Annotated in this window: 22 protein-coding genes and 1 pseudogene; 6 read left to right on the forward strand and 17 right to left on the reverse strand. The window is 68.0% G+C overall.

Translation table 11 applies throughout. The annotated features are described in order from the left end of the window. Positions 1–88 precede the first annotated feature (88 nt). Positions 89–991: a pseudouridine-5'-phosphate glycosidase gene (locus tag ACZYY4_RS17545; protein ID WP_463811267.1), complete on the reverse strand. Its 903-nt coding sequence runs from the start codon at positions 989–991 to the stop codon at positions 89–91. 160 nt (positions 992–1151) lie between these two features. On the opposite strand from ACZYY4_RS17545, the pseudogene ACZYY4_RS17550 reads away from it, so the two are divergent. Continuing rightward, positions 1152–1823, forward strand: a pseudogene (locus tag ACZYY4_RS17550) (HNH endonuclease family protein); the annotation flags it as partial. On the opposite strand, the gene ACZYY4_RS17555 reads toward ACZYY4_RS17550, so the two are convergent. Beyond that, a complete protein-coding gene (locus ACZYY4_RS17555; protein ID WP_463811268.1) occupies positions 1823–2521 on the reverse strand; it encodes a TetR/AcrR family transcriptional regulator in 699 nt (232 codons plus the stop codon). The pseudogene ACZYY4_RS17550 and the gene ACZYY4_RS17555 sit on opposite strands and share 1 nt — an antisense overlap. A gap of 48 nt (positions 2522–2569) precedes the next feature. Here ACZYY4_RS17555 and ACZYY4_RS17560 point away from each other — a divergent pair, with 48 nt between their 5' ends. The 3 genes from ACZYY4_RS17560 to ACZYY4_RS17570 are packed head-to-tail and all read left to right on the forward strand — an operon-like array spanning position 2570 to position 5515. Next, positions 2570–3445, forward strand: a complete 876-nt coding sequence (locus tag ACZYY4_RS17560; protein WP_463811269.1) for an SDR family oxidoreductase — start codon at positions 2570–2572, stop codon at positions 3443–3445. Further along, on the forward strand, positions 3432–4538 hold the full coding sequence (locus ACZYY4_RS17565; protein ID WP_463811270.1) for an MBL fold metallo-hydrolase: 1107 nt from the start codon (positions 3432–3434) through the stop codon (positions 4536–4538). The genes ACZYY4_RS17560 and ACZYY4_RS17565 overlap by 14 nt, the downstream gene beginning before the upstream one ends. Then, positions 4535–5515 carry an alpha/beta hydrolase gene (locus ACZYY4_RS17570; RefSeq protein WP_463811271.1) on the forward strand — a complete coding sequence of 327 codons (981 nt, stop codon included), beginning with the start codon at positions 4535–4537 and terminating at the stop codon, positions 5513–5515. Before ACZYY4_RS17565 ends, ACZYY4_RS17570 begins: the two co-directional genes overlap by 4 nt. 2 nt (positions 5516–5517) lie before the next feature. Here the strand turns inward: ACZYY4_RS17570 and ACZYY4_RS17575 are convergent, their stop codons facing one another. The 4 genes from ACZYY4_RS17575 to dapC all read right to left on the reverse strand — a co-directional run bounded on the left by ACZYY4_RS17575 (position 5518) and on the right by dapC (position 9938). Continuing rightward, positions 5518–6696 (reverse strand): PPE family protein, encoded by a 1179-nt coding sequence (locus ACZYY4_RS17575; protein WP_463811272.1) that lies wholly within the window; start codon positions 6694–6696, stop codon positions 5518–5520. A gap of 9 nt (positions 6697–6705) precedes the next feature. Next, complete coding sequence (locus ACZYY4_RS17580) at positions 6706–7005, reverse strand: PE family protein (protein ID WP_463811273.1); 300 nt, start codon at positions 7003–7005, stop codon at positions 6706–6708. A 301-nt stretch (positions 7006–7306) separates the two neighbouring features. Next, a complete protein-coding gene (locus ACZYY4_RS17585; RefSeq protein WP_463811274.1) occupies positions 7307–8446 on the reverse strand; it encodes a PPE family protein in 1140 nt (379 codons plus the stop codon). A gap of 382 nt (positions 8447–8828) precedes the next feature. After that, positions 8829–9938: a succinyldiaminopimelate transaminase gene (gene dapC, locus ACZYY4_RS17590; protein WP_463811275.1), complete on the reverse strand. Its 1110-nt coding sequence runs from the start codon at positions 9936–9938 to the stop codon at positions 8829–8831. Positions 9939–10085: 147 nt separating this feature from the next. On the opposite strand from dapC, the gene ACZYY4_RS17595 reads away from it, so the two are divergent. Next, positions 10086–10634 (forward strand): PadR family transcriptional regulator, encoded by a 549-nt coding sequence (locus ACZYY4_RS17595; RefSeq protein WP_463811276.1) that lies wholly within the window; start codon positions 10086–10088, stop codon positions 10632–10634. A gap of 16 nt (positions 10635–10650) precedes the next feature. Next, positions 10651–12687, forward strand: coding sequence for a 2,4-dienoyl-CoA reductase FMN-binding domain-containing protein (locus tag ACZYY4_RS17600; RefSeq protein WP_463811372.1), 2037 nt, complete (start codon positions 10651–10653; stop codon positions 12685–12687). Between the two features lie 40 nt (positions 12688–12727). On the opposite strand, the gene ACZYY4_RS17605 is transcribed toward ACZYY4_RS17600, so the two are convergent. The 11 genes from ACZYY4_RS17605 to narH all read right to left on the reverse strand — a co-directional run bounded on the left by ACZYY4_RS17605 (position 12728) and on the right by narH (position 25568). Next, entirely contained in the window at positions 12728–15316 is a 2589-nt protein-coding gene (locus ACZYY4_RS17605) for a bifunctional FO biosynthesis protein CofGH (RefSeq protein ID WP_463811277.1), read from the reverse strand. Between the two features lie 67 nt (positions 15317–15383). Continuing rightward, positions 15384–15794: a hypothetical protein gene (locus tag ACZYY4_RS17610; RefSeq protein WP_463811278.1), complete on the reverse strand. Its 411-nt coding sequence runs from the start codon at positions 15792–15794 to the stop codon at positions 15384–15386. A gap of 166 nt (positions 15795–15960) precedes the next feature. Continuing rightward, positions 15961–16887 carry an N-acetyl-1-D-myo-inositol-2-amino-2-deoxy-alpha-D-glucopyranoside deacetylase gene (gene mshB / locus ACZYY4_RS17615; RefSeq protein WP_463811279.1) on the reverse strand — a complete coding sequence of 309 codons (927 nt, stop codon included), beginning with the start codon at positions 16885–16887 and terminating at the stop codon, positions 15961–15963. A gap of 39 nt (positions 16888–16926) precedes the next feature. Next, complete coding sequence (locus ACZYY4_RS17620; RefSeq protein ID WP_463811280.1) at positions 16927–17799, reverse strand: hypothetical protein; 873 nt, start codon at positions 17797–17799, stop codon at positions 16927–16929. A 126-nt stretch (positions 17800–17925) separates the two neighbouring features. Continuing rightward, positions 17926–19833 (reverse strand): ABC transporter family substrate-binding protein, encoded by a 1908-nt coding sequence (locus ACZYY4_RS17625; protein ID WP_463811373.1) that lies wholly within the window; start codon positions 19831–19833, stop codon positions 17926–17928. Positions 19834–19856: 23 nt separating this feature from the next. Continuing rightward, positions 19857–21743: a translational GTPase TypA gene (typA, locus tag ACZYY4_RS17630; protein ID WP_463811281.1), complete on the reverse strand. Its 1887-nt coding sequence runs from the start codon at positions 21741–21743 to the stop codon at positions 19857–19859. A gap of 51 nt (positions 21744–21794) precedes the next feature. Continuing rightward, on the reverse strand, positions 21795–22196 hold the full coding sequence (locus ACZYY4_RS17635; protein WP_463811282.1) for a MarR family winged helix-turn-helix transcriptional regulator: 402 nt from the start codon (positions 22194–22196) through the stop codon (positions 21795–21797). 24 nt (positions 22197–22220) lie between these two features. Beyond that, complete coding sequence (locus tag ACZYY4_RS17640; protein ID WP_463811283.1) at positions 22221–22550, reverse strand: DUF732 domain-containing protein; 330 nt, start codon at positions 22548–22550, stop codon at positions 22221–22223. Beyond that, entirely contained in the window at positions 22547–23296 is a 750-nt protein-coding gene (gene narI / locus ACZYY4_RS17645) for a respiratory nitrate reductase subunit gamma (RefSeq protein WP_463811284.1), read from the reverse strand. Before narI ends, ACZYY4_RS17640 begins: the two co-directional genes overlap by 4 nt. After that, positions 23293–23961 carry a nitrate reductase molybdenum cofactor assembly chaperone gene (gene narJ, locus ACZYY4_RS17650; protein WP_463811285.1) on the reverse strand — a complete coding sequence of 223 codons (669 nt, stop codon included), beginning with the start codon at positions 23959–23961 and terminating at the stop codon, positions 23293–23295. The genes narI and narJ overlap by 4 nt, the downstream gene beginning before the upstream one ends. Continuing rightward, entirely contained in the window at positions 23958–25568 is a 1611-nt protein-coding gene (gene narH / locus ACZYY4_RS17655) for a nitrate reductase subunit beta (RefSeq protein ID WP_463811286.1), read from the reverse strand. The genes narJ and narH overlap by 4 nt, the downstream gene beginning before the upstream one ends. Positions 25569–25572 lie beyond the last annotated feature (4 nt).

The following is a 25572-nucleotide window of genomic DNA, read 5'->3' on the forward strand; positions in this document are numbered from 1 at the left end:
AGTCGTAGCCCCGTCGGCAGAGGGTGCCGGCCAGACCAGCGGTTATAAAGGCTCATGCTACGCGAAATTCGGCGCGACGGGCAGGCCTTTACCCGGCTGCGTACGCGACGGCGATCTCCCCGGCCAGCCGTGCATTGACCAGCACCAGTGCGACATTGGCGGCGACGGACGCGCCGCGGGTTCCGCGGTGGAAGTGGTCGAGCAGAAACGGGGTGACGTCCTTGCCGCGCACCCCCGCCGCCTCGGCGGCGGCCAACCCGTCGGCGAGCACCCGGTCGTGCAGCCCGCGGTCCAGTTCGGCGTCGGCGTCGATCGGATTGGCCAGCACCAGCCCGTAGCCGTCGGTGCCCAGCCGGGCGCGGGCGCGCAGCACCGCGGCGGCCTGCGCCGGATCCTCCACCCGCCAGTCGATCCGGTGACCGGAGTCGGTGAGATAGAAGGCGGGAAACCGGTCGGTGCGGTAACCGATCACCCCCACCCCGAGCGTCTCCAGTCGCTCCAGCGTCGCACCGATGTCCAGGATCGACTTGACGCCGGAACAGACCACCAGCACCGGAGTGCGCGACAGCGTCGTGAGGTCGGCGGATTCGTCCCAGTTCTCGCGTGCGCCGCGGTGCACACCGCCGAGCCCACCGGTGGCGAACACCGTGATACCCGCCGCCGCGGCCAGGTGCGCGGTCGAGGCGACCGTGGTCGCGCCGTCGCCACCGGCGGCGGCCAGCATCGCGATTTCGCGGACGCTGACTTTGACCGCGGTGCCCGCGGTGGCGAGGTGGGTGAGCGCGCCGTCGTCGAGACCGATGTGCGGCCGGCCCCCGAGGATCGCGATGGTGGCCGGCACCGCGCCCGCCGAACGCACCGCGTTCTCGATCTCGCGGGCGATGCGCAGGTTGTCCGGGCGCGGCAGGCCGTGCGTGATGATCGTGCTCTCCAGCGCCACCACGGCCCGGCCGGCGGCCAGCGCATCGGCGACTTCGGGATGCACACGCATCGATTCACCTTATTGCGCCCGGCAACCGCCTCGCGCCCGCAGATCGTCGCCGATCGTGTCGGAGCAGGCTGATAGCGTCCGCGACAGCTCAGCAGAATAGGGAGGTGCCGTGGTCGATCGGCAACGCAGGTGGGCCGGGTACGGCGCGGTTGCGGCGGCCCTGCTGATCGTCGCGCCGGCCGCCCCGGCGTCCGCCGACCCGGTTGTGGCCGGGGCCGCCGACGGGTCCGTCGAACTGGCCAAGCTCGACGCCCTGCCGATCAAGGGCCGCGCGCCCAAGACCGGTTACGAACGCGCGCAGTTCGGCCCGGCGTGGAGCGACGACGTGACAGTGCCCGACGGACACAACGGCTGCGATACCCGCAACGACATCCTGCGCCGCGATCTGGTCGACATCGAAATCAAGCCGGGCACAAACGATTGCGTGGTGGCATCCGGCGTGTTGAACGATCCCTACACCGGTGCCGCGATCGCCTTCCAGCGCGGTCGGGGCACCTCTCGGGTGGTGCAGATCGATCATGTTGTGGCGCTGTCGGATGCTTGGCAGAAGGGCGCTCAGCAGTGGGATGAACCCACCCGGCGCAACTTCGCCAACGATCCGCTGAACCTGCAGGCCACCAGCGGCCCGATCAACGAGCAGAAAGGAGACGGCGACGCCGCAACGTGGTTGCCGCCCAACAAGTCCTACCGCTGCGAGTACGTCTCCCGCATCGTCGACGTGAAATCCGGCTACGGGCTATGGGTCACCCAGGCCGAACATGACGCGATCGCCCGGATTCTCACCGGTGAATGCGGCGCCCCGCCCGCGGCGGAGCCGCCACCCGCCGAACCCTAGTCGGACGATCGGCGTGCGGCCTCGGATTGCTGCCCGTTGTCCAACCGTTGCCGCGCTGCGGTGAACAGGGTGGCGCAGACGTCGGCAAGTTCGGCGGGATGCTGTCGGCGACCTGTCATCAGCCAGTCGACCAGCAGATGGTTGACGCCGCCAACCAATGCCACGGCGGTCAGCTGCTCGCGTTCGGTAAGCGGTTCGGTACGGGAAACCGCCCAGACGGCGAGGACCAGGTCGGCAAAGTCGGCCAACACGCCGTGTCTCTTCTGCTCCATCGCCGGCGAGACCCCGACCACTTCGATCAACACGACCCGCGCCCGCCTGGGGTCGTCGGTGAGGAAGCCGATGAATGCGCGTAGACCGGCCTGCGCCCTGGCGTCGGTGTCGGCGTCGGCGGATTCGACGGCCGCCAGCGTCGCCGCCCGCATCTGGCGAACGAGTTGGTCGTACACCTCAGCAAGGCCGCTCTCACGGTCGGTGAACGACTCGTAGAAATACCGCTCGGTCAGGCCGGCGACCTCGCAGATCTTCTTCACCGAACTGGTCGCGTAGCCCAGCGTGCCGAACACCTCCAAGGCCGCGCCGATGACCGCGGCACGGCGCTGGCTGGTGCGCTCCTGCGACGTCAGGCCCTGATATCTGCGGCCTTTCGCCGGCGCACCCGACTGCTTCGGCACTACTCGACCCTTGTCCGCCATCCCCGTGCACAGTAGAGTACCCATTCTGACATACCAACATGTCAGATCATGCGAAGGGACCGACAACAATTGCGCGCACAAGTCGCGGGCCAAGTCGTCGCGGTGACCGGCGGGGCCCGCGGGCTCGGTCGAGAAATCGCCCGGCAACTCGCGGCCGCCGGCGCCCGGGTGGCTATCGGCGACTATGACCGCGATGCGGTGCAGGCCGCCGCAGAAGAGTTGGGGCACGCGGTGCAAGGCCTCCCACTCGACGTGACCGACACCGAGTCGTTCCGCGGTTTCCTGAGTGCGACCGAATCACGCTGGGGCCCGATCGACGTGCTGGTGAACAACGCCGGCGTGCTGTGGGCGGGTGCATTCGACGAGGAGCCCGAATCGGCGACCCGACGCATGATCGAGGTAAACCTGCACGGCGTCATCCGCGGTGTGCGACTGGCGGCCCCGCCCATGCGGGACCGCGGCCGCGGCCACATCGTGACAATCGCCTCGGCCGCCGCACGGCTGTCGCCCCCGGGAGAGTCGACGTATGCAGCCACCAAGCACGGCGTGCGGGGTTATCTGACGGGTGTCCGCGAAGAACTACGCGGCAGTGGCGTGCAGTTGTCGGTGATCATGCCCGGCGTCGTTGACACTGAACTGGCGGCCGGCACCGCGACCGGCGCGGCCAGACTCCTGCAACCCGCAGATGTCGCCCGTGCCGTGCTGCGGGTGATCGCGCGTCCCCGGTTCGAAGTGACGATCCCCCGCTACGTCGGGCCACTCAGCCGTTTCGCCGATCTGCTGCCGCAACTCGCCCGAGACCCCGTCCTGCGTCGACTGGTCCCCAATCAGGTCGCGGCAACCCGAGGATCGTCCGTGCGCACCCGCTACGAATCCCAACTCCTCGCCAATACCGATACGGAGAACACCGATGACCACCATTGAGCCCACCGTGCTACGACCCATCCCGGAATTCGATGGCGTCCACCAGATCTGGCCCCGCGGAGATCGGCTGGCTGCGGTCCGCGACGCCGCCAGCCGTTACCGGGAGCGCTTTCTGAGTCAAGGGCAGATCCGGGCGATCAAAAGCGTCGATATCGCGGTGGCGCCGTACCCGGCCCGATTCGCCTTCCAGGGCTATTCGGTCAACCTCAACCCGTTCATCTCCATCATCAACCGGATGATGGTGGTCCAGTTCGAGGGATTCGACGGGAAACTCAAAACGCTGGTGTGGGAACCGACGGTGGCCGAAGGCTCCGCCGAGGCGCCGTTCTTCGACAAGCTCCGCAAGTTCGGTAACACACTGCACGCCGGAAAGCTGTTCGCGAAGTACTACAACGACCCCGATCGGGTCCTGCCCGGCCTCGGGCTGACCAACGCCGACGTCGACTACGTCAGTTTCGACCATCTCCACGTCCAGGATGTGCGGATGATCATGGGCAGCACCGAGCCCATCGAAGGAGAGAGCCAGCCGCGGAAACCGCTGTTTCCCAACGCGAAGCTACTAGTGCACCGCAAGGAACTCGGCACATTCGAATCGCTGCACCCGATGCAATGGGCCTGGTATGTGAAAGACGGGATGGCCGGCGTCGACGAAGACCGGCTCGAAGTGTTCGACGGAGACGTCGAACTCGGTGTCGGCATCAGCCTGCTGTGGACCCCTGGACACACCGACGGGAACCACTCGCTGTGCATCAACACCCCCGACGGGGTATGGGTCTCGTCGGAAAACGGTATGGCACCAGATAATTGGCAGCCCGAACTGTCCAAGATCCCGGGCGTCAAACAGCAGGCGGCGTTCTATGGCCGTGAGGTCGTCCTCAATGGCAACACCCTCGAGGACAGCCTCGACCAGTACGACTCGATGGTCAAGGAAAAGACGATGGCCTCTCGCTCGCCGCGTGACCCGCGCTGGCTGCAGGTGCTGCCCTCCTCCGAATGCCTGCCGTGGAAGCGCCAATGGCCGCTGATCCCGACGTTCTCCCACGGTGGGCTGAACTACGGCACCATCGTGCCGCCGCACCGGCCGGCCTCATGACCGCGACGCCGATCATCGAACATCGCCGGCCCAGCCCGATGTCGGTGGTGCTGTATTGGCTCGCGCGCATCTTCCTCAAGCAGATCTATCGGGTCTGGCCGTTGGGCGACCGGGGGATCCGCGCACTGCGACTGATCGAAACCGTCTTCGGGCGGCTGCCGAAGTCGCGGCGGGTCGGCCACTGTCACAACATCTTCGGAGACGTCCCAGTCCAGACGTGCACCCCGTCGCAGCCCGCCGACGACGTACTGGCCGGCTCCCACGTCCTGTTCCTGCACGGTGGCGCGTTCCTGTTCTGCGGCCCCGCAACGCACCGCCGGCTGTGCGGTGCCCTGGCCGAAACACTGGGCGTGCCGGTGCATTCCGTCCGATACCGCCAGCTTCCCGACGTGGGCGTCGGCACGTCGGCACACGACGCGTACGCCGCCTATCAGGCGCTGGCCCGCGTCGCGGCGCCCGGAAAGGTCATCGTCGCCGGCGACTCCGCCGGCGGATTTCTGGCCGCCAAGATCTGCGAGCTCGCCCACCGCGACGGTCTCGAACGCCCCGCCGCATTCGTCGGCTACTCCCCGCAACTCAGCCTCGACGCCGACCAGCACGACCCCGCGCTGCTCAAACACGATGCCTACCAACCCCTGAGCGCGGTGCGCCGGGCCAAGTCCAAGTGGCTGCGTGGCGACATCGAACTACCCGGCTTGCGCACACCCGTCAACGCACCCCTGTCCGCGTTCCCGCCGGCATTCTTCACCGTCGGCGAACGCGAACTGCTGGAGCCCGACATCCTCACCTTCACCCGTCGGCTGAACGAGGCCGGCAGCCCGGTCCGGACTCACCGTTGGCGACGCGGTGTCCACGCCTTTCCGGTGCTGGCCGGCCTACTTCCGGAGGGCCGCGAGGCCGTGACACTGACCGGCCAGTTCCTCCGCGCAGCCCTCGAGGCACCGAGCACCCGGGGGAACCACCGGCAGCCGGCCTGACGTCATCCGGCCGACGGAGGCCGCGCCATGACCTGATGCCGGAATCCGTACCGGGGACCAGATCCTCGGGCGCCGGCCGCGGCACCGGCAAGCGGCATGCCGCCCATGAGATTTCCGGAACCCTCCATATCCGGGGTGATAGCGGAGACGGTGCTCACCGGGATCGGTGCGCCCAGGCCGGCCGGGCCGGTCGCCATCCAGCTGGCCGGCACCGACAGCCGACCGGCAGTGACGGCGCTGCCCAGCGCGGCCGTCGGTAGTGCAGCACTGACGGCGCCCAACCCCGGAGCCGCGACCGCTGCCGGCAACGCCCCTGCCGCCGCCTTGGCCGCCTCCCCGCCGACCTTCGCGGCGGCCGCCGCCGGCGCCATCGCCTTGGACAGCGAAACACTGCTGTTGATTGCACCGGTGGCGAAGTGCGAGATCGCGATGCTGCTCTGCACCGGAGCGACGTAGGACGACCACGGGGCGAGCAGGTTGCCGACCGGGCTTCCGACGGTGTACTTCAGACCGAACAACGTGTAGACGTCGTTCAAGAAGCTGTCCAGTGGCGTAGGCGTCGCGTCCGCCGCCCCGGCGGCCGAGGAAACCGGCGAGGTCAAGCCGGCCAACGCGGCCTGGGCCGCCGAAACCGCTTCCGTTGTCTGCGAACTGTGCGTGGTGGTCGGATCGGGCACGTCGAACGGCGCTACCTGCGAGGCGGATGCGGATTCGCCGGCATACCCGTACATGGCGGCGGTGTCGCGCGCCCACATCTGGCCGTAGTCCGCCTCGGCCACGGCGATCGCCGGGGTGTTCTGTCCCAGCACGTTTGTCGACGTCAACGACGACACCGCCGCGCGGTTGGCTTCGACGTCGGCCGGATGCACCGTCGCGACCAGAGCGCTCTCGAAGGCCGCGGCAGCTTGCCGTGCCCGCGCTGCAGCCTGTTCAGCCTGTGCAGCGGTGGTGCTCATCCACTCCACGTAGGGTGCGACGGCTTGTGCCATAGCCGCCGATGCCGGTCCGAGCCAGTCCTCACCGGCCAGCCGGGTGACGATCGTGTCGTAACTGTCGGCCGCCGAATTCAGCTCGGCGGCCAGCTTGCTCCACGCCGACGCAGCGGCGACCAACGGCGACGAGCCGGCGCCGGAGTACATGCGTGCCGAGTTGATCTCCGGCGGCAATGACCCGAAATCCATGGCGATCAACTAACTCGCCGCAGCGGCATTGACCGCTTCGGTCACCGCGTATGACTCGGAGCTGAGGCCCAACGTCTTCACGAACTCCTCGTGAATCGCCGCGGCCGCAGCGCTGACCTCCTGGTAGGTATGCGCATGAGCGGCGAACAGCACTGCCGTCAATGCCGACACCTCGTCGGCTGCTGCCGGAGCCAGCGTGGTCGTGGGGCCTGCTGCGGCGGCATTCTGGGCAGCCAGCACCGAGCCGATCACCCGCAGGCCATTGGCAGCCGTCGCCAACGCTTCTGGCTGTGTGTTGACGAACGACATGTATCCACTCCTAATTTGTTTCTGCGCCAACGTCCTTGACGACGTCATGCCGGTATTTGCCTTTGAGCCTAGGAAGATCCTGTCCAGTTGTCGCCTGGCTGCGAACGCACAATCTCTGGCGCAGGACTTCAACCAATGACCACGCGCGCCGCATTCCAAGCCGACGAAGCGTTACGTAATCGCCCTGAGCACTGCATATATCGCGCGCGAGCTTCGTCGAGTCAGTTGACGCGATGGACCGACGCCGGGGAATCAGAGAAAGATTCGCAATGCGATTAATCTCGAATTCGGACGCGGAGAGCTAGCCGCCGGAAGGGTTGTGCGGCAACACGTTGTACCGGAATCCGTAGCGGTTGACGTAGCCGTCCCGGTACGAGGACGTCCGGGGTGCACCGGTTAGCGGAACCCCCCGCAACAGTCCCGTGGGCTGGTGCCCGTCGGCCCCGACCGCTCCGAGGGGCGCTGCCGGCAACGCGGCCCCCGGACTCGTCGCGGGCAGTGCGCCGGCCCAGCTCGGCGGCACTGACAGCTTGCCGACCAAGCTGGCTCGCCCGAAGCCGGCCGTCGGCCTGCCGGCCGACCACCCTGCTCCGACTGCACTAGGCACCACCGGGGCGATCGGTGGAACAACAACCGGCGCCGCAGCGGCCGCGGGCGGCAACAGCCCTTTGGCCAATCCGATGATATTGGCCGGCGTCGAGGCGAGTCGTTGCACCACAACGATGCTGCTGGTGGTGTTCTTCAGGACCTGCGGCAGGTACTGCGTGACGTCCTCGCCCCCCGACTGCATCGGCGATGAGGACAGCTGATCCAGCAGTTGCCGGATCGCACTGATCAGATCTGTCGAGGACTGCTGCTGAGCGGAGGACTCGGCCGCTTGAGTGAGCGCTGCCCGCTGGCCCTCCTGTGCGTTCGCAGCAGTGGTCTCCGGTGGCGTGGAGAACGGCGTCACGTCGGATGCGACCCGAGCGGCTCCCGCGTAGCCGTACATCACCATGGCGTCCTGCGCCCACATCTGGGCGTATTGTGCTTCGGTTGCCGCGATCGCAGAACTGTTCTGCCCCAGGAAGTTCGTTGCCACCAGCAGACTCAGCAGGCTCCGATTGGCTGCGACCTCGGTCGGTGGAACCGTCGCGGCAAAGGCCATCTCATAGGCGTCAACACCCGCGCGCGCATAGACGGCGGCCTGCTCGGCGTGGGCGGCGGTCGCACTCATCCACGACACGTAGGGCCCGACTGCGGCAAGCATCGCCATCGCCGACGGCCCCCACCAGGAGACATCGACCAGCTCCGCAATCAGCGACTGGTAGACCTCGGCCGCCGTATGCAGTTCCTGCGCAAGCGCACCCCAGGCGGATGAGGCAGCCAGCAGTGGCGCCGACCCGGCGCCGGAATACATCCGCGCCGAATTGATTTCCGGCGGCAACGCTCCGAAGTCCATCACACAACTCCTCGCGTATATCGCCGGACCGCAACCGTGCTGCCCATTCGCTCAAGAACTTTCGTCGCCGTTTGCGGCCACCGGTTTGTGGTGAGATTAATGCGATCGGCTCAACCGGGAGCCCGGCACTGCGGCGTCTCGCCCCGGCCGCCGCCGGTCACCCGTCGTCGGGGGCGCCTGCTGGAACTACCGGCAAATCACCCCGCCCCAGAGCCAGTACCTGCACGAATGGGCCGTCCAGCGATCCACTGTCGGTCGGGGGGCACACCACGGCGCGTCGGTTCCACGCGATAGACCGCAGATAGAATCTCGCCGCGCGGTAAGTCCGCCCATGCTTTCGGTGCGCTTCGGGTTCGTTCTGGATGAGGAAGATGCGTGCGGGCTACCCCGCGAGCCGCTCGGCCGCGGCAGCGATCCGCTCGTCGGTCGCGGTCAGCGCCACCCGGACATGCTCGGCACCGGCCGGCCCGTAGAACTCCCCCGGCGCCACCAGGATGCCGCGCTCGGCCAGCCACCCGGCGGTGCGCCGGCACTCCTCGCCGCGGGTGGCCCACAGATACAGCCCACCCTGCGACAGGTCGATGGTGAACCCGGCCGCGTGCATTGCCGGTAGCAACACATTGCGGCGGCGCGCGTACCGGTCGCGCTGCTCACGTTCATGCGCGTCGTCGTCCAGCGCGGCGACCATCGCCGCCTGGATCGGCATCGGCACCATCATCCCGGCGTGTTTGCGCACCGCGAGCAACTCGGCCACCACGGCGGCGTCGCCGGCAACGAAGCCGGCCCGATAGCCGGCCAGCGACGAGGTCTTCGACAGCGAATGCACCGCCAGCAGGCCGCCGTGGTCGCCGTCGCATACCTCGGGGTGCAGCACCGACCGCGGTTCGGCGTCCCAGCCCAGCCCCAGGTAGCACTCGTCGGAGACCAGCAGCACCCCGTTGTCGCGGGCCCAGCCGACGAGCGCGCGCAGCTCACCGACGGTCAGGATGGCTCCGGTCGGGTTGCTCGGCGAATTCAGGTACACCAGAGCCGGCGGTGCACCGCCGAGTCGCTCCGGGGCGTCGCTGCGCACCCAAGACACTCCGGCCAGCCGGGCACCCACCTCATAGGTCGGGTAAGCCAGTTCGGGCACCACGACCACCTCGTCGCCGCCGAGGCCGAGCAGGGTCGGCAACCAGGCGATGAGTTCCTTGGTGCCGATCACCGGCAGTACCGCCGACTCTGCCAGGCTGGTGATCCCGTAGCGGCGGGCGAGCGCCGCGACCGCCGAAGCCCGCAGCGCCGGTGTGCCGGCGGTGGCCGGATACCCCGGCGCCGACGAGGCCGCCGCCAACGCGTCGCGGATGACCGGGGCGACCGGATCGACCGGGGTGCCCACGGAAAGGTCGACGATGCCGTCGGGGTGCGCCTTGGCCAGCGCCGTCGCCTCGGCCAGGGTGTCCCACGGGAAAGTCGGCAGCGCGGCTGATCTGCCACCGTGTGCGGGACTCACGGGGCTGCGGCGGAACACGGCGGATTCATCGGCTTCTGATATTAACCGCGGCGCGAGGGCGAGAGCGGCACCGCCCGTCCGGGCTATGCGCGCCGTTGCACTGCAACTAGTTGCATAGGTGCCACTACGGTGCCTATGCTCACGCTCGTGGCCCTTCCGCACGCGATCCTGGTGTCGCTACGTGAGCAAGCCGGCTCCGGTTACGAGCTCGCCAGCCGATTCGACCGCTCGATCGGGTATTTCTGGAGCGCCACTCACCAGCAGATCTACCGCACGCTGAGCGCCATGGAAGCCGACGGCTGGGTGCACGCCACCGAGGTGGCCCAACGTGGCCGCCCGGACAAGAAGGTCTACACCGTCGCCGAGGCGGGCCGGGCCGAGTTGGCTCGTTGGATCGCCGCACCGCTCGCCGGTCGCGGAAGCTCGGTGGTGGACAACCGACTGCGGGAGTTGGCGGTCAAGATCCGCGGCTCCTGCTACGGGGACGCCGCCGCGGTGCGCGAGCAGGCCCTCACGTTGCGCGCCGAGCGTTCCACCCGGCTGGACGTCTATCGCACCCTGGAGAAAAAGCAATTCCCGGATCCCGGCTCGCTGACCGGAACCGCCTTGCATCAGTACCTGGTGCTGCGTGGCGGCATCCGGGCCGAGGAAAGCGCGATCGACTGGCTCGACGAGGTTGAGGCGGCACTGAAGTGAGGACGACACTGTGACAATCGGATCCACCAGCCCGTACCCGATTCTGTTGTCCCCGTTGGATCTGGGATTCACCACCCTGGACAACCGGGTGGTGATGGGTTCGATGCATACCGGTCTGGAGGACCGGGCCTCCGACATCGGCAAACTGGCCGAGTACTTCGCCGAGCGCGCCCGCGGCGGTGTCGGGTTGATCATCACCGGCGGATACGCACCGAGCCGGTCGGGCTGGTTGCTGCCATTCGCCTCGGCGATGATCAGCTCCGCAGACGCACGGCGCCACCGGCGCGTCACCGACGCGGTGCACGACGCGGGCGGCAAGATCCTGCTCCAGGTACTGCACGCGGGACGCTATGCCTACCATCCGTTTTCGGTCAGCGCTTCGGCGATCAAGGCGCCGATCAACCCGTTCCGGCCGCGGGCACTCTCGACGCGGGGGGTCGATTCGACCATCGGCGACTTCGCCCGGGCGGCCGAACTGGCCCGCGACGCCGGGTATGACGGCGTGGAGATCATGGGCAGCGAAGGGTATCTGCTGAACCAGTTCCTGGCGCCGCGCACCAACAAACGCACCGACCGCTACGGCGGCACAGCGGCCAACCGGCGCAGGTTCCCGGTGCAGATCGTGGCGCGCACCCGCGCGGCGGTAGGGCCCGACTTCATCATCTGTTACCGGCTGTCGATGGCCGACTATGTCGAGGAAGGCCAGAGCTGGGACGAAGTCCTAGACCTGGCAACCGAAGTCGAGGCAGCCGGGGCCACCATGATCAACTCCGGCTTCGGCTGGCATGAGGCCCGGGTGCCGACCATCGTGACGTCGGTCCCCAACAGCGCGTTCGTCGACATCTCCCACGCGGTCGCCGACCACGTCACGATCCCGGTGGTGGCGTCCAACCGGATCAACATGCCGCAGGCGGGCGAACAGATCCTCGCCGAGACCTCGGTGCAGCTGATCTCAATGGCCCGCCCGATGCTGGCCGATCCGGACTGGGTGCGCAAGGCCGCGGCCGACCGGGCCGAGGAGATCAACACCTGCATCGCGTGCAACCAGGCCTGCCTGGACCATGCCTTTGTGCACAAGAAGGTCTCGTGCCTGGTCAACCCTCGTGCCGGCCATGAGACCACGCTGGTCCTGCGCCCGACACGGCACCGTCGACGCGTCGCGGTGGTGGGCGCCGGGCCGGCCGGGCTGTCGGCGGCGGTGACGGCCGCCGAGTGCGGCCACGCGGTGACACTGTTCGAGGCGAACGAGTTCATCGGCGGCCAATTCGACCTGGCCAAGCGGATTCCCGGGAAAGAGGAGTTCGCCGGAACGATTCGCTACTACACCACGATGCTGGACAAGTACGCGGTGACCGTGCGGCTGGGCAGCCGCGCCCATGTCGACGAATTGACCGGTTTCGACGAGGTGATTCTGGCCACCGGTGTGAAGCCCCGGATCCCGCAGATCCCCGGCATCGAACATCCGATGGTGCTGTCCTACGCCGAGGCGATCACCGGCCGACCGGTGGGAGACGCGGTGGCGGTGATCGGCGCCGGCGGGATCGGGTTCGACGTCAGCGAATTCCTGGTTGTGGCGAACGCGGAGTCCTCTCCGACGCTGAATCTCAAAGAATGGAAGGCCGAGTGGGGCGCCGCCGACCCCTGGGACGCCCGCGGCGCGTTGCTGCCACCGGATCCGGCGCCGCCGGCCCGACAGGTCTACCTGCTGGCCCGGACCGAGGGTTCGCAGGGCCGCAAGCTGGGCAAGACCAGCGGCTGGGTGCACCGGGCATCCTTGAAAGCCAAAGGCGTCCAACAGCTCTCCGGAGTGAACTACGACCTCATCGACGATGAGGGGCTACACATCAGCTACGGTCCGAAGAAGTCACGCCCGCAGGTGCTGGCCGTGGACAATGTGGTGATCTGCGCCGGTCAGGAGTCGGTGCGTGATCTCGAGGATGGATTGCGTGAACGCGGCGTGCGACCGCATGTCATCGGCGGGGCGGCACTGGCGACCGAGCTGGACGCCAAGCGGGCCATCAAGCAGGGCACCGAGCTGGCGGCGCGCCTCTGAGCCGTATCGACTCACCGGCGAGCGTGCGTGATTCCGGCTTTCACCCCGGCGTGTCGGCCGGGGACGCGCACACTCGCGCAGCAGGTGCCGACAGCGGCGCGTAGTCGGTGGTGCGCTGCCGGGCCGGGCGGCCGATGCCCTCGGCGATCCCGACCAACTCGGCGATGGTCTTGGCCGACCCGTGCTCGGAGCCGGCCATCCGGGAGATGGTCTCCTCCATCAGGGTGCCGCCCAGATCATTGGCCCCGCCGTTGAGCATCACCTGGGTGCGCTCCGTGCCCAGCTTGACCCAGCTGGTCTGAATGTTGGGGATGCGACCGTGCAGCATGATCCGCGCCACCGCGTGCACCGCCCGGTTGTCGCGATGGCTGGGGCCGGGCCGCGCTCCTCCGGCCAGGTACAGCGGTGAACTCTGGTGCACGAACGGCAACGGCACGAACTCGGTGAACCCGCCGGTGCGATCCTGGATGTCGCGCAGCACCCGGAAGTGCCCGATCCAGTGCCGCGGCGTATCGATGTGGCCGTACATCATCGTCGAGCTGGACCGCAGCCCGACCTCGTGCGCGGTGCTGATCACCTCGACCCACATCGACGTCGGCAGCTTGCCCTTCGTCAGCACCCAGCGGATCTCGTCGTCGAGGATCTCCGCGGCGGTGCCCGGGATGCTGCCCAGGCCGGCCTCGCGGAGGCTGATCAGCCACTCGCGAATACTCAAGCCGCTCTTGGACACCCCGTTGGTGATCTCCATCGGGGAGAACGCGTGCACATGCATCGAGGGCACCCGTGCCTTGACCGCGCGCACCAGGTCGGCATAACCGGTGACCGGCAGCTCGGGGTCGATCCCGCCCTGCATGCACACCTCGGTGGCACCGGCCAGGTGCGCCTCGTAGGCGCGCTGGCCGACCTCGGCATTGGACAGCGAAAAGGCGTCGGCGTCTCCTTTGCGCTGGGCGAACGCGCAGAACCGGCAGCCGACGTAGCAGATGTTGGTGAAGTTGATGTTGCGGTTGACCACGTAGGTCACGTCATCGCCGACGGTATCGCGGCGCAGTGAGTCAGCCAGTGCCGCAACGGCCTCCAGGGCGGGGCCATCCGCGGTGGCCAACGCCAGATACTCGGCGTCGGAGCAGCCGGCCGGGTCACGTTCCGCTGAGCGCAACGCTGCCAGTACGTCGGTGTCGACACGCTCGGGCGCACGGGCCGCCAGTTCGTGAATCTGTTCGCGGATCGACTCCCAGTCCCCGAAGGCACTACCCAGATCACTTCGCGTCTCGGTGGCACGTCCGTCGACATCGATCGCCGTGTTCAGGTCCACCCGACCGGCGGACTGCACCTCGTCGGGCTCCTGCCATGCCAGGCCGACCGGGTTGACGTCGCGCGCCCATCCGGTGGCCGGGTCGGCCAGCGCCGTGACGTGCGGGCGCACCCGCGGGTCGATCCACGCCGCACCGGCCTGCACATAGTCCGGTTGGGCGGTCAGTCGCTGCACGAGGTCGTAGCCGGCCCGCTCGGTGACCGCGGCCAGATCGTCCAGCCCCGGCCACGGCCGCTCCGGATTGACATGATCCGGGGTCAGCGGCGATACCCCGCCCCAATCGTCGACACCGGCGCCGATCAGCGCCAGACACTCGTCGGCCGACACCAGGTTGGGCGGCGCCTGCACCCGCATCTTCGGACCCAGCACCAGCCGGGTCGCCGCCACTGTGGCCAGGAAGTCCTCGAAGCCCGCGTCGGGTGTCGACGCCATCGCGGTGTGTTCCTTGGCCCGGAAGTTCTGCACGATCACTTCCTGGATGTGCCCGAACTCCTTGTGCACCTTGCGGATCGCGTGCACCGTGTCGGCACGTTCGGTCAGCGTCTCGCCGATGCCGACCAGCAGGCCGGTGGTGAACGGGATCGAGAGTCGGCCCGCGTCGGTCAGCGTGCGCAGTCGCACCGCCGGGTCTTTGTCCGGGCTGCCGTAATGCGCCAGCCCCTTGGTCTCGAACAGCCGCCGCGAGGTGGACTCCAACATCATGCCCATCGACGGCGCCACCGGCTTGAGCCGCGACATCTCCGACCAGCTCATCACGCCGGGGTTCAGGTGCGGCAGCAGGCCGGTCTCCTCGAGCACCCGGATGGCCATCGCCCGTACGTAGGCCAGCGTGCTGTCATAGCCCCGCTCGTCGAGCCACTGCCGCGCTTCGGGCCAGCGCTCCTCGGGCCGGTCCCCCAGGGTGAACAGCGCCTCCTTGCACCCCAATTCGGAGCCGCGGCGGGCGATCTCGAGGATCTCGTCGGGCCCCAGGTACATCTGCTTGCCTTGGGCTCGCAGCACACCGGGCACGGTGACGAAGGTGCAGTAGTGGCAGGTGTCCCGGCACAGGTGGGTGACGGGGATGAACACCTTGCGCGAGTAGCTGACCGGTAGTCTCCCGCCCGGCCCGCGCCGGCCGCCCGAGACCAAGCCGGCGTCTCGGACCCGGGCCGCGCTCGCGCACAGGTCGGCCAGATCGGTACCGCGTGCACTCATCGCGATGGCGGTCTCCTCGATGTTGAGGAGCACGCCGTCGCGGGCCCGCCGCAGGACACGTCGCAGCGCCGACGAGTTCGTCATCCGCGCTTCACCAGCAGCCGGAATCTCGCGCATGCCATACGCGCCACACTAGCCGCCGCGCGAACCGACCCGACGAGCGCGGGGCGCGCCCGCCCGATGCTCAGGGTTCGCCGGCCGCATGCCCGCCGGACAGCGCCTGCCGGCGCCGCCACAGCAGCCACCCCGGCGGGGCGCTGCCGAAAACGATCAGCAACAGCACTCCGTATGCCATCACGCCTCGGTCGGCGAAGATCAGGTCGCCACCGGGCCCGCCGAGGGTCATCAGCGCGATCGTGAACAGCCAGGCCCACAGCGGCAGCGCGGCCAACCGCAGCGATGACGTGCAGCGCAGAGCGACCCACACCAAACCGGCATTGACCAGCCCGCCGATCAGGGCGCTGAGGGGAAAGGGAACCGCGCCGATGTGTGCGGGTAGCAGCAGGGCGCTGGACACGGCGCAGAGCACGCCGTCGACGGCCAACAACGCCATTACCGGGTAGTTGACTGCCCGACCCGGCGGATCGGTTTTCATCGCGGGCTCAGTGAGCGGCGCGACAGGGCTCAAGTCGGGATGCTGTCCAGCTGGCTGACCATCGAACCGACCATCCACTGGTAGCTGTCGAGCCACCACTGCCAGTGTTCCAAGTTCGGGTCCAGATCGGGATCCATGCCTACGCCCTTACCTCTAGGGGACTTGCTCAGCAGGAGCTTACCCCGTGCCCGGCGGCTCCGAGCTCAAGTCCGGCCAGGAGATCGGTTTCCCATCCCCGGCCATCGCGCGCACCGGCGCTGCCGGCGACCAGCACGTAGTGCTCAGTGTCCACGATGGGCTGAGCCACGTTGTTGGACAACGCAAACGCCCGGCCGGTGGGGCCGACGGTGACCTGGGTGGCGTGCGCTGTCATGGCCGCCACCTTGGCCGAGCGTGACCCGGCGGCCTCGATGACCGCGTCGATCCGTTCGTCGGGAAACGCCTCGATCGTGGCTTCCGCGTCGCCCTCGCCCGGCAGCGTCCAATGCGGCAGCCTGTCTGCGTCCCGCAGCGCCCGCCGAGCGTCCCGCCAGGCGCCGGCGGCGATCACCGTCCAGTAGAACTTCGGCGTGGCCCAGGCCCGGCCGGGGCCGGCGGTGTCGTCTGCGGCGGCCGTCACCGCCGCGGTGGTGACGTGGTGGACATGCACATGGTCGGGATGGCCGTAGCCGCCGTGCGGGTCGTAGCCCACGACGACGTGCGGCCGCAGCCGCCGAATGACGGTGGCCAGTGCGGTAACGGTCTCGGCGTCGTCGGCGTCGACGAATCGCTGCTGTCGCCGGGGCGGGGTGCCCTCCATTCCCGAGTCGCGCCAGCGTCCGGCGCCGCCGAGATACTGCGGCGGACCGATCCCCAGTTCCCGCAGCGCTGCGGTGAGCTCGCCGATCCGGTAGCCACCCAGTTGGTCGGCGTGATCGACCGCCAGGTGTGCCCAGCGGTCCCCGATGACCTCACCTTCTTCGCCGAGCGTGCAGGTCACGACATGCACCTCGGCGCCGCGGGCGGCGTAGTGGGCGATCGTCGCACCGGTGAGCAGCGTCTCGTCGTCGGGATGGGCGTGCACGAACAACAGCCGCGGGGTCTGATCCGACACCGGGCGAACTTTACCGCTGGGCTGGTTGACGTCCGGCGATCAGAACATGCCGAGGATGAAGCTCGCCAGATAGCTCGGAATATCGAGGTCTGTCAGCAGCAACGCGAGGTTGTCGTGCAACACCGCGGCGGTCACGTCCGGGCTGAACGAGGCCAGTAGGGCATCCCAGTCGGCTCCGAACGCGGCGCTGCCCGGATCGAAACCACCGAACAGACTGGTCTGCAGTGTGGCCCCGTTGAGATCGATACCGAGCAAGCTGTTCAGCGCCTGCTCGTTCTGAGCCACGATCGAGTTGTTGGCGATGAAGATGAAGTGGGCGATGTCGCTGCCCGCGCTGCCGTCGTCGAACTGCCCGACGACATTCAGTTGCGCCTCCACCAGGGAGTTGTTGAACGCCAATTCGGCGCTCGCAATGCTGGTGAGCAGTGACTGGTACGCAGCCGGAAGGCCCTGCATGGCCAGGGAGATGCCGACGATCGCGCTGGCGGCCGCGCTGCCGGCAGCTTGCTCGGTTCCCCCAACCGCGCCGACCGTCGGGGCGCCGATCGCGCCGAGGTCGGGTACAACAGGAAGTGTGCCGAACACGCTTTCCGCGTGGAATCCGCCGCCTTCGGCGAGCAGGGCGTTCAGGGCGCTTTCGTCCAGGTCGCCGGCGTGGAACGTCGAGCCGTCGCCGAGCTCACCTTCGCCGTTGCCCGTCAGCAGTGCGCCGAGGTCGATCTGCGATGCGTCACCGTCACCGCTGCCGACCATATCCGGGCGGACGTGGCTCTCCAGGGTTTCGAGGATCGAGGTCGGGTCGACGTTCGCCGCAGCCAGGTCGAAGTCCTGAATCTGTACGTCGGGCAGGGACTGCGTCGTCGGCGTCAGTGCCGTGATCAGCCCACCTACCGCGAGTGCGGCAGCCGCCACAGTGGCGCACCGTTGAGCGAGGTGTTCCATCGACCATTTCCTCCACGTGTCGGCGTGTGAGCTCCTTAATAATATCCAAGGATTGTCTGTGCGCAAGACGCAATTCAGTCCGATTTCAGCGGCCGGTTACGGCCGCTTCACCCACGTCCCGGCGTCACCGACGATGCCCACCGGGACCGCCCCGGACAGGCTGACGTTCGTCACGCTCGGACCGACGGCCACGATGGTGGTGTCCTGCAGAATCGGCAGCACCGTCGCCATGTTCCAGAGCCGGGGTTCGACGGCCGTGATCACCTCGCTGATGGTCTTGCTGCCGTCGAGGGCCGCATCGATCTCGGCCTGGATGCCGCGGTCGCAGACGCCGGTGATATTCGACGGAGCCTGCACCAGCGCCCCCGAGCCCCCGAGACGCGGCGGAGCCTTCGACGTCTGCGTGGTGGGTTCCGCGACGGGCGACGGCGATTGCGGGACCGGCGCCGACGATGGGGCCGGATCGCCGGACGTCGGCAGCGTGGTGGTCGCCAGTGCGACACAGCCGTATCGCGAAGCCAGCAGCGTCGCCAGATCGCCCCCGGCTTGCTGCCAGCCGACGATGGCGTCGACCTGATGGGCCACCAAGGCCTCCCGGTAGAGCTTCACCGGGTCCAGCGGGAGCACGGTGGCCGCGATCCCCACGTTGCGCAGTTGGTCGGCAGCGGTGTTGGCCACGGCCACCGAGGTCGGATCGTTGGCGGCCACCCCGATGACCAGTGACAGCTGTTCGCCGGCCTTGCTGATGCGCCCGCGGGTGATCTCCGGCGGATGCGGTTCGACGGGCTCGGCGCCTGCCGGCGGAACCAGCGCGGACGGTGGCGCATCCTTCTCGACCCGGTAGCCGGCCGACTGCAGCAGCGCGAGCGCCGTCGAGTCCGACATGGCCGACGGCGCGGTCGGCACGTAGCCGGGGTCGCTGGGAGTGCGGATCTGGGCTTGGGCCAGGGTGACGGTGTTGTCGCTGCCGGCGCCCACCGTGGCCAGCAGTCCGACGTCGAGCAGCCCCAGGATCGCGCGGCGGACCCGGACATCGGTCAGCTTGGGTTCCGCGGCTCGCAGCGTCATCTGCATCACCCGGGGTGTGACCACCCGAGAGGTCTGCACTCCCGGAATCACCGACAGTTGGGCGAAGGCTGCCGAACCACCGTGCACCTGGGCCACCTGGGTGTCGCCGTTTCGGATGGAGTCGGCCAGCGCGGCCGGCGACCCGGCCCGGCGGAACAGCACCAGGTCCGGCTTGGCCGGCGGCCCCCAGTAACGGTCGTTTCGAGCCAGCAGGATCGCGTCGCGCTGCGGGTCGATGTTCTCCACCCGGAACTGGCCGCCGGTGACCGGCAGTGCCCGGGCCAACCCGGCCGGGAAGCCGCCGGGTACATCCTTGACGATGTGCGCGGGCACGATGTTGCTGAACAGCTCCCGCCAGGCCGGATACGGCTTGGCGAAGGTGACCACCACCTGCTTGCCGCCCTCGACGGAGTGCACCCCGGTGATCAGGTCATAACCCGCCGGGTCGACGACGCCAGGCTGGCTGACCATCTGCTGCCACAGATACCAGAAGTCGTCGGCGGCGATCGGCGCGTTGTCGGTCCAGGACGCCTCGGGCCGGATCCGATAAGTCACGGTGAACGGCGCATCAGCGGTCACTTCGGCCGACACCAACAGAGTCGGGTCCATCTCCCACCGTGAACCGGTCGGCGTGCCGGCATCCGGGATCGGCCGGAAGGCGCTGGGCAGCACCAGTGCGCCGATGGCCGCGGTGACCGCCGACAGGTCGGAGCGCAGGTGCGGATTGAAGCCGGCGCCGATCGAGTCGATGCCCATGATGATCTGACTGATCCGCTTCGGCGGAGGCGCGGCGCTTTTCGGCGTCTCGGTGCTCTGCGGAGCCGGCGGCGGATTGACGGTGCACGCCGTCGTGGCCTGCGTCAACACCAGCAGCAACACCGAAACCACCACTCCCGCCGTCACATGGGCGCGGCGGACGGGATTCGGCACGGCCACCAGGGTATCCGGGGGGCCCAAATCTAGAGGTTCTTGGCCCGGGAGCGGCTGCGCGCCCGCAACGTCGAGTCCAGCTCGACTTTGCGCACCCGCACCACCTCCGGAGTGACTTCGACGCACTCGTCGACGGCGCAGAACTCCATCGCCTGCTCCAGGTCCAGATCGATCGGCCTGGCCAACGTCTCCATCACATCCGCCGTCGAGGACCGCATGTTGGTCAGCTTCTTCTCTTTGGTGACGTTGATGTCGAGGTCCTCGGCGCGGGGGTTGATCCCGACAACCATGCCCTGATAGGTCTCCTGACCGGGCTCGACGAAGAACTGTCCGCGGTCGGCCAACTGGATCAGCGCGAACGGCGTGATGGACCCGGTCCGGTCGGAGACCAGCGAGCCGGTGTGCCGGGCGCGGATCTCGCCGGCCCATGGCTGGTAGCCCTCGAAGACGGCGTTGGCGATGCCGGTGCCGCGGGTCTCGGTGAGAAAGTCCGTGCGCCAGCCGATCAGGCCGCGGCTGGGGATGATGAACTCCATCCGGACCCAACCGGTGGTGTGGTTGGCCATCTCGGTCATTCGGCCCTTGCGGCCTGCAGCCAGCTGGGTGATGGCGCCGACGTACTCATCGGGACAGTCGACGGTGAGGTGCTCGAACGGCTCGTGCACCTTGCCGTCGACCTTCTTGGTCACCACCTGCGGTTTGCCGACAGTCAGCTCGAAGCCTTCCCGGCGCATCTGCTCGACGAGGATGGCCAGCGCCAGCTCGCCACGGCCCTGCACCTCCCAGGCGTCCGGTCGGCCGATGTCGACCACCCGCACCGAGACGTTGCCGATCAGCTCGGTGTCCAGGCGGGTCTTGACCATGCGCGCGGTCAGCTTGTGGCCGGAGACCTTGCCCGCCAGCGGGGAGGTGTTGGTGCCTATGGTCACCGAGATCGCCGGCTCGTCGACGGTGATACGCGGCAGTGCGATCGGGGCGGCCAGATCGGCCAGGGTGTCACCGATCATGATGTCGCCCATGCCGGCGACCGCCACGATATCCCCGGCCGCCGCTTCCTCCGTCGCGGTGCGTTCGACACCCTCGGTGATCAGCAGCTCGGTGATCTTGGCCGTGGTGGTCACCGGTTCCCCGTCGACCTCGCGCATCCAGGCGACCTGTTGGCCCTTGCGGATGCGGCCGTTGTAGACGCGGATCAGGGCCAGCCGGCCCAGGAATGCCGACGCGTCGAGGTTGGTGACCAGCGCCTGCAGCGGCGCCTCCGGGTCACCCGACGGCGGCGGCACGTGCTCGAGGAGCACGTCGAACAGCGGGTCGAGGTTGTCTCCATCGGGAATCTGGCCGTCGGCGGGAGCGGTGGTGCTGGCCACCCCGGCGCGGCCGGAGGCGTACAGCGTCGGCAGCCCCAGCGCGTGCTCGGCAGCGGCCTGCGCCTCGTCGTCGAGGTCACTGGCCACATCGAGCAACAAGTCGTGGCTGGCTTCCACCACTTCGGCGATGCGGGCGTCGGGGCGGTCGGTCTTGTTGACCACCAGGATCACCGGCAGGTGCGCACCCAGCGCCTTGCGCAACACGAACCTGGTCTGTGGCAGCGGCCCTTCGGACGCGTCGACCAGCAGCAACACCCCGTCGACCATGGACAGCCCGCGCTCCACCTCGCCGCCGAAGTCGGCGTGCCCGGGGGTGTCGATGACATTGATGACGGTGACGGTTCCGTCGGGGTTGTGGCGGTGCACGGCCGTGTTCTTGGCCAGGATCGTGATGCCCTTTTCCCGCTCCAGGTCACCGGAGTCCATCACCCGCTCTTTGGCGTCATCGCCGCGGTGCGTCAGCGCACCGGACTGGCGGAGCATGGCATCGACCAGAGTTGTCTTGCCGTGGTCTACGTGCGCGACGATGGCGACGTTACGAAAGTTCACTGGGCGATTCTGCCAGCGCAACCCACCAATCGCGAAAACGTGAAACCTACATCACAACGCCGGTCCCAGCCCCAGCGGGAATTCGGCGCTGAACCGCTCCAGCTCTTCGAGGTGCAGTTCGGTCAGCGATTGCAGGCACCGTGCCGCCGTGTCGGTGAGCTGCAGCCGGATCACCCGCTGGTCCAGGCGGTCGCGGACCCGGATGACCAGCCCGCCCGCTTCGGCACGCTGGATCAACTCCCCGGCACTGTGGTGCCGCAACAGCAGGTATTCCGCGACGTCACCGACCGTCGGTCCCCGCGAGTCGCTGTGGCCGCGAACAGCCAGCAGCAATTGATGTTGCGCGGGGGTGAGCCCGGCAGCCTGCGCCTGGTCAGCACTCCACCGCTCGAAGCGCCGCAGCCGAGTCCGGAACGTGAGCAGCCGGGTGTAGACGTCGTCAGGCAGGGCCACGTCAGTAACTTTATGCCGATCCCGCTACGGGGTGTCCCCGGCACGACTCTGCACCAGCTGATCCGGGCAGTAGGACCGCGCCGCGATCCCCACGAACTGTGCGCCGTGCTCCGTCGTCAGGCCCGGATTGCGGGCTTTGAGCCCGGCGAGCACCTCCGGACTCGGCTTGCCCTCCGTCATGAGCCCGCACACCATCTTCGCGGTGACGATGGCCTGATCCGCAGCGTTGTAAGTGATCCCGGCGGCCTGCAGCGCCGCGAGGAAGTCGGTATCGGTGTCGGGCGGATCGGCCTGCGCCGGCCCGGCCAGGACGATCATCACCAGCGCGCCGAGCGGCGCCGCGAGGAACCTCACCAGCCCCGCCGTGGCGGCCGGGAGCCCATCGGCTGATCCTTCTTCGCGAAGTCGCGACTGCGGTAGACGATGTAGGGCCGGAACAGGTATCCGATCGGCGCACTGAACGCATGCACCAGACGGGTGAACGGCCAGAGCGCGAACAGCGTCAACGCGATCATCACGTGCACCTGGAAGTAGACCGGAGCCTGCAGCATCAGATCACCACGCGGATCCAGCGTGAAGATCGATCGGAACCAGACCGACACCGTCTGTCGGTAGTCATGCTCCTCACCGTAGGCGGTGGCGCCCATCAGGGTGCAACTCATGCCCGCCACCAGCGCACACACCAGCACCGCATACATCAGCTTGTCGTTGACGCTGGTGGCCTTGAACACGGATCGCTCGGTGCGGCGGCGGTAAATCAGCAACCCGACACCGATCAGGGTGGCGATGCCGGCGGGAAGCCCGAGGATCAGCGCCTGCATGTGATAGAGACGGTCGCTCATTCCCAGCGCTTGAGTCCAGGACTCCGGGACGAACAGCCCCATGATGTGCCCGACGATCACCACGACGCTGCCGAAGTGGAACATCGGGCTGCCGATCCGCAGCAACTTGGACTCGTACAGTTGCGACGAGCGGGTGGTCCAGCCGAACTTGTCGTATTTGTAGCGCCACCAGGTGGCCACGCCGGCGACCGCCAGCACGAAGTACGGCACGATGTCCCACCACAGCTCCGCCGGGCTGACGACGGTGAGTTCCGTCATCGCGTCGGCACCTTCGGCATCCCCAGCGAAACGGTCGCCGAGTACGGCTCCAGCCCAACGGCTTCCGCCGGCGGCCCGGACGACATCAGCTCACTCACGTTCTGCACCTCCTGATCGGTTGCCGCTGGCAGCGTCTCGCACACCGCGGCGATGGTGTAGGCATACGGCGACCCGGCGTCGGTCAGCGACTTGTGCAGGACGTCGATCGGCGCCCGGTGCGCCAACAGCAGCCGGCGTCCGGCCTCGGAGTCGACCATCGCGGCGAACTCGAGCAACACCGGCAGATGGTCGGGCGCCTCCCCGGCCGGCGGCTCGGCGCCGGCCTCGCGGTAGGTGGTGGCGAAAGTCAGCATCTGCATTCCGCGGTTGCGGGTGTCCCCGCCGGTCCAGTAGGTCAGAAACATCGTCGAACGCCGCCGCATGTCGAAGGTTTCGACGTACTCGACGGCAGCGGCCATCGGGTCGGCCCCACGCAGCGCGGTCACGGTGCGCCGCAACAGATCCGCCGGCGTCACATCGGCATGGTTCAGCAGTGCCTCAACGGTGTCGAGCCGCTGGTGCAGCTGCTCGTCGGGATAGGCCAGCAGCAGCGACGCCGCCTGCCACACCGCCCGGTCGGCGGGCCCGCCGGGCTGGCGCCGCCGGGAACGGATGAACCGCCTCACTGGTGCTCCGGGAACATCTCGGGCACCGCTTGCCCACCGCCGCCCCAGTTGAGCAGGTTCGTCCGGCCCCGCGGCCGCTGCGCGTGTCCACCGTTCTCGACCATGTGAAACGACGACCCCGACTCACCGTCGGCGCCGACGAACGGGTCGTCCTCGTGCCCGTTGGGCCCGCCGGTGATGGAGCATCCCATGTGTTCGAGCTCGTGTGCCTTTTGACTGTAGGCGGTCGGAATCACATAACGCTCTTCATATTTCGCGATCGCCAACAGTCGGTACATGTTGTACATCTCCTCTTCGGTCATGCCGACCGAGTCAGGGATGTGCGATTGGGCCTCGCGGCCCAAGTTGATGTCGCGCATGTAGGAACGCATTGCCGCCAGCCGTCGCAGCACGTCTTCGATGATGGTGGTGTCGCCGGCGGTGAACAGTTCGGCGAGGTAGGCCATCGGGATGCGCAGCGCGTCAAGGGCGCCGAAGAGGTTGCCCAGGTCTTCGCCGTCATGCCCGTCGCGGGCGACCGCATCGACGACGGGTGACAGCGGAGGGACGTACCAGACCATCGGCATGGTCCGGTACTCCGGGTGCAGCGGCAGCGCCACCTTGTAGGTGTTGATCAGCGCGTAGATCGGCGAACGCTGGGCGGCCTCGATCCAGGTGTCGGAGATCCCCTCGGCGCGCGCGCCCGCGATCACGTCCGGATCGGTCGGATCCAGAAATACACCGCGCTGCGCCTCATAGAGGTCGGTGTCGGACTCCACCGACGCCGCCTCGAGCACCTTGTCGGCGTCGTAGAGCACCAGCCCGATGTAGCGCAGCCGCCCGACGCAGGTCTCCGAGCAGATCGTCGGCAGACCGACCTCGATGCGGGGATAGCAGAAGTGACACTTCTCGGCTTTGCCGGTTTTGTGGTTGAAGTACACCTTCTTGTACGGGCATCCCGACACGCACAGCCGCCAGCCGCGGCAGCGGTCCTGGTCGACCAGCACGATGCCGTCTTCTTCGCGCTTGTAGATCGCACCGGTCGGGCACGACGCCACACACGACGGGTTCAGGCAGTGCTCGCAGATCCGGGGCAGGTAGAACATGAAGGTTTCTTCGAGCTCGCTTTTGACCTGGTCGCTGATCTTCGCCAGGATCGGGTCGTTGACCAGGTTCTCCGGCGATCCGGCGAGGTTGTCATCCCAGTTGGGTCCCCACTCGATCTTCATCGGATCGCCGGTGATCGAGCTCCGGGGCGCGGCGACCGGGATGGTGTCGCCCAGCGGCGCCGAGGTGAGGTTCTCGTAGTCGTAGGTCCACGGCTCGTAGTAGTCCTTCAAGCTGGGCAGGTTGGGGTTGGCGAAGATGTTCAGCAGTTTGTGGACGCGTCCGCCGGCCAGCAGGCGCAACCGGCCCTTCTTGTCCAGCGTCCAGCCGCCCTTCCAGCGGTCCTGGTCTTCGTAGGTTCGTGGGTACCCGCCGCCCGGGCGGGTTTCGACGTTGTTGAACCAGACGTACTCGGTGCCCTCGCGGTTGGTCCAGGCCTGTTTGCAGGTCACCGAGCAGGTGTGGCACCCGATGCATTTGTCCAGGTTCATCACCATGGCCATCTGCGCCATTACTTTCATGTGC

The organism is Mycobacterium sp. IDUB_21 (genome assembly GCF_055419425.1).

Excerpts from the sequence above, each read along its gene's own strand:
- narI (WP_463811284.1), bottom strand. The coding sequence starts at position 23,296 with ATGACGGAACTCACCGTCGTCAGCCCGGCGGAGCTGTGGTGGGACATC.
- ACZYY4_RS17580 (WP_463811273.1), bottom strand. The coding sequence starts at position 7,005 with ATGTCGTTCGTCAACACACAGCCAGAAGCGTTGGCGACGGCTGCCAAT.
- ACZYY4_RS17585 (WP_463811274.1), bottom strand. The coding sequence starts at position 8,446 with ATGGACTTCGGAGCGTTGCCGCCGGAAATCAATTCGGCGCGGATGTAT.
- ACZYY4_RS17605 (WP_463811277.1), bottom strand. The coding sequence starts at position 15,316 with ATGCGCGAGATTCCGGCTGCTGGTGAAGCGCGGATGACGAACTCGTCG.
- ACZYY4_RS17560 (WP_463811269.1), top strand. The coding sequence starts at position 2,570 with ATGCGAAGGGACCGACAACAATTGCGCGCACAAGTCGCGGGCCAAGTC.
- ACZYY4_RS17575 (WP_463811272.1), bottom strand. The coding sequence starts at position 6,696 with ATGGATTTCGGGTCATTGCCGCCGGAGATCAACTCGGCACGCATGTAC.
- ACZYY4_RS17565 (WP_463811270.1), top strand. The coding sequence starts at position 3,432 with ATGACCACCATTGAGCCCACCGTGCTACGACCCATCCCGGAATTCGAT.
- ACZYY4_RS17545 (WP_463811267.1), bottom strand. The coding sequence starts at position 991 with ATGCGTGTGCATCCCGAAGTCGCCGATGCGCTGGCCGCCGGCCGGGCC.
- ACZYY4_RS17610 (WP_463811278.1), bottom strand. The coding sequence starts at position 15,794 with ATGAAAACCGATCCGCCGGGTCGGGCAGTCAACTACCCGGTAATGGCG.
- ACZYY4_RS17555 (WP_463811268.1), bottom strand. The coding sequence starts at position 2,521 with ATGGCGGACAAGGGTCGAGTAGTGCCGAAGCAGTCGGGTGCGCCGGCG.
- ACZYY4_RS17570 (WP_463811271.1), top strand. The coding sequence starts at position 4,535 with ATGACCGCGACGCCGATCATCGAACATCGCCGGCCCAGCCCGATGTCG.
- narH (WP_463811286.1), bottom strand. The coding sequence starts at position 25,568 with ATGAAAGTAATGGCGCAGATGGCCATGGTGATGAACCTGGACAAATGC.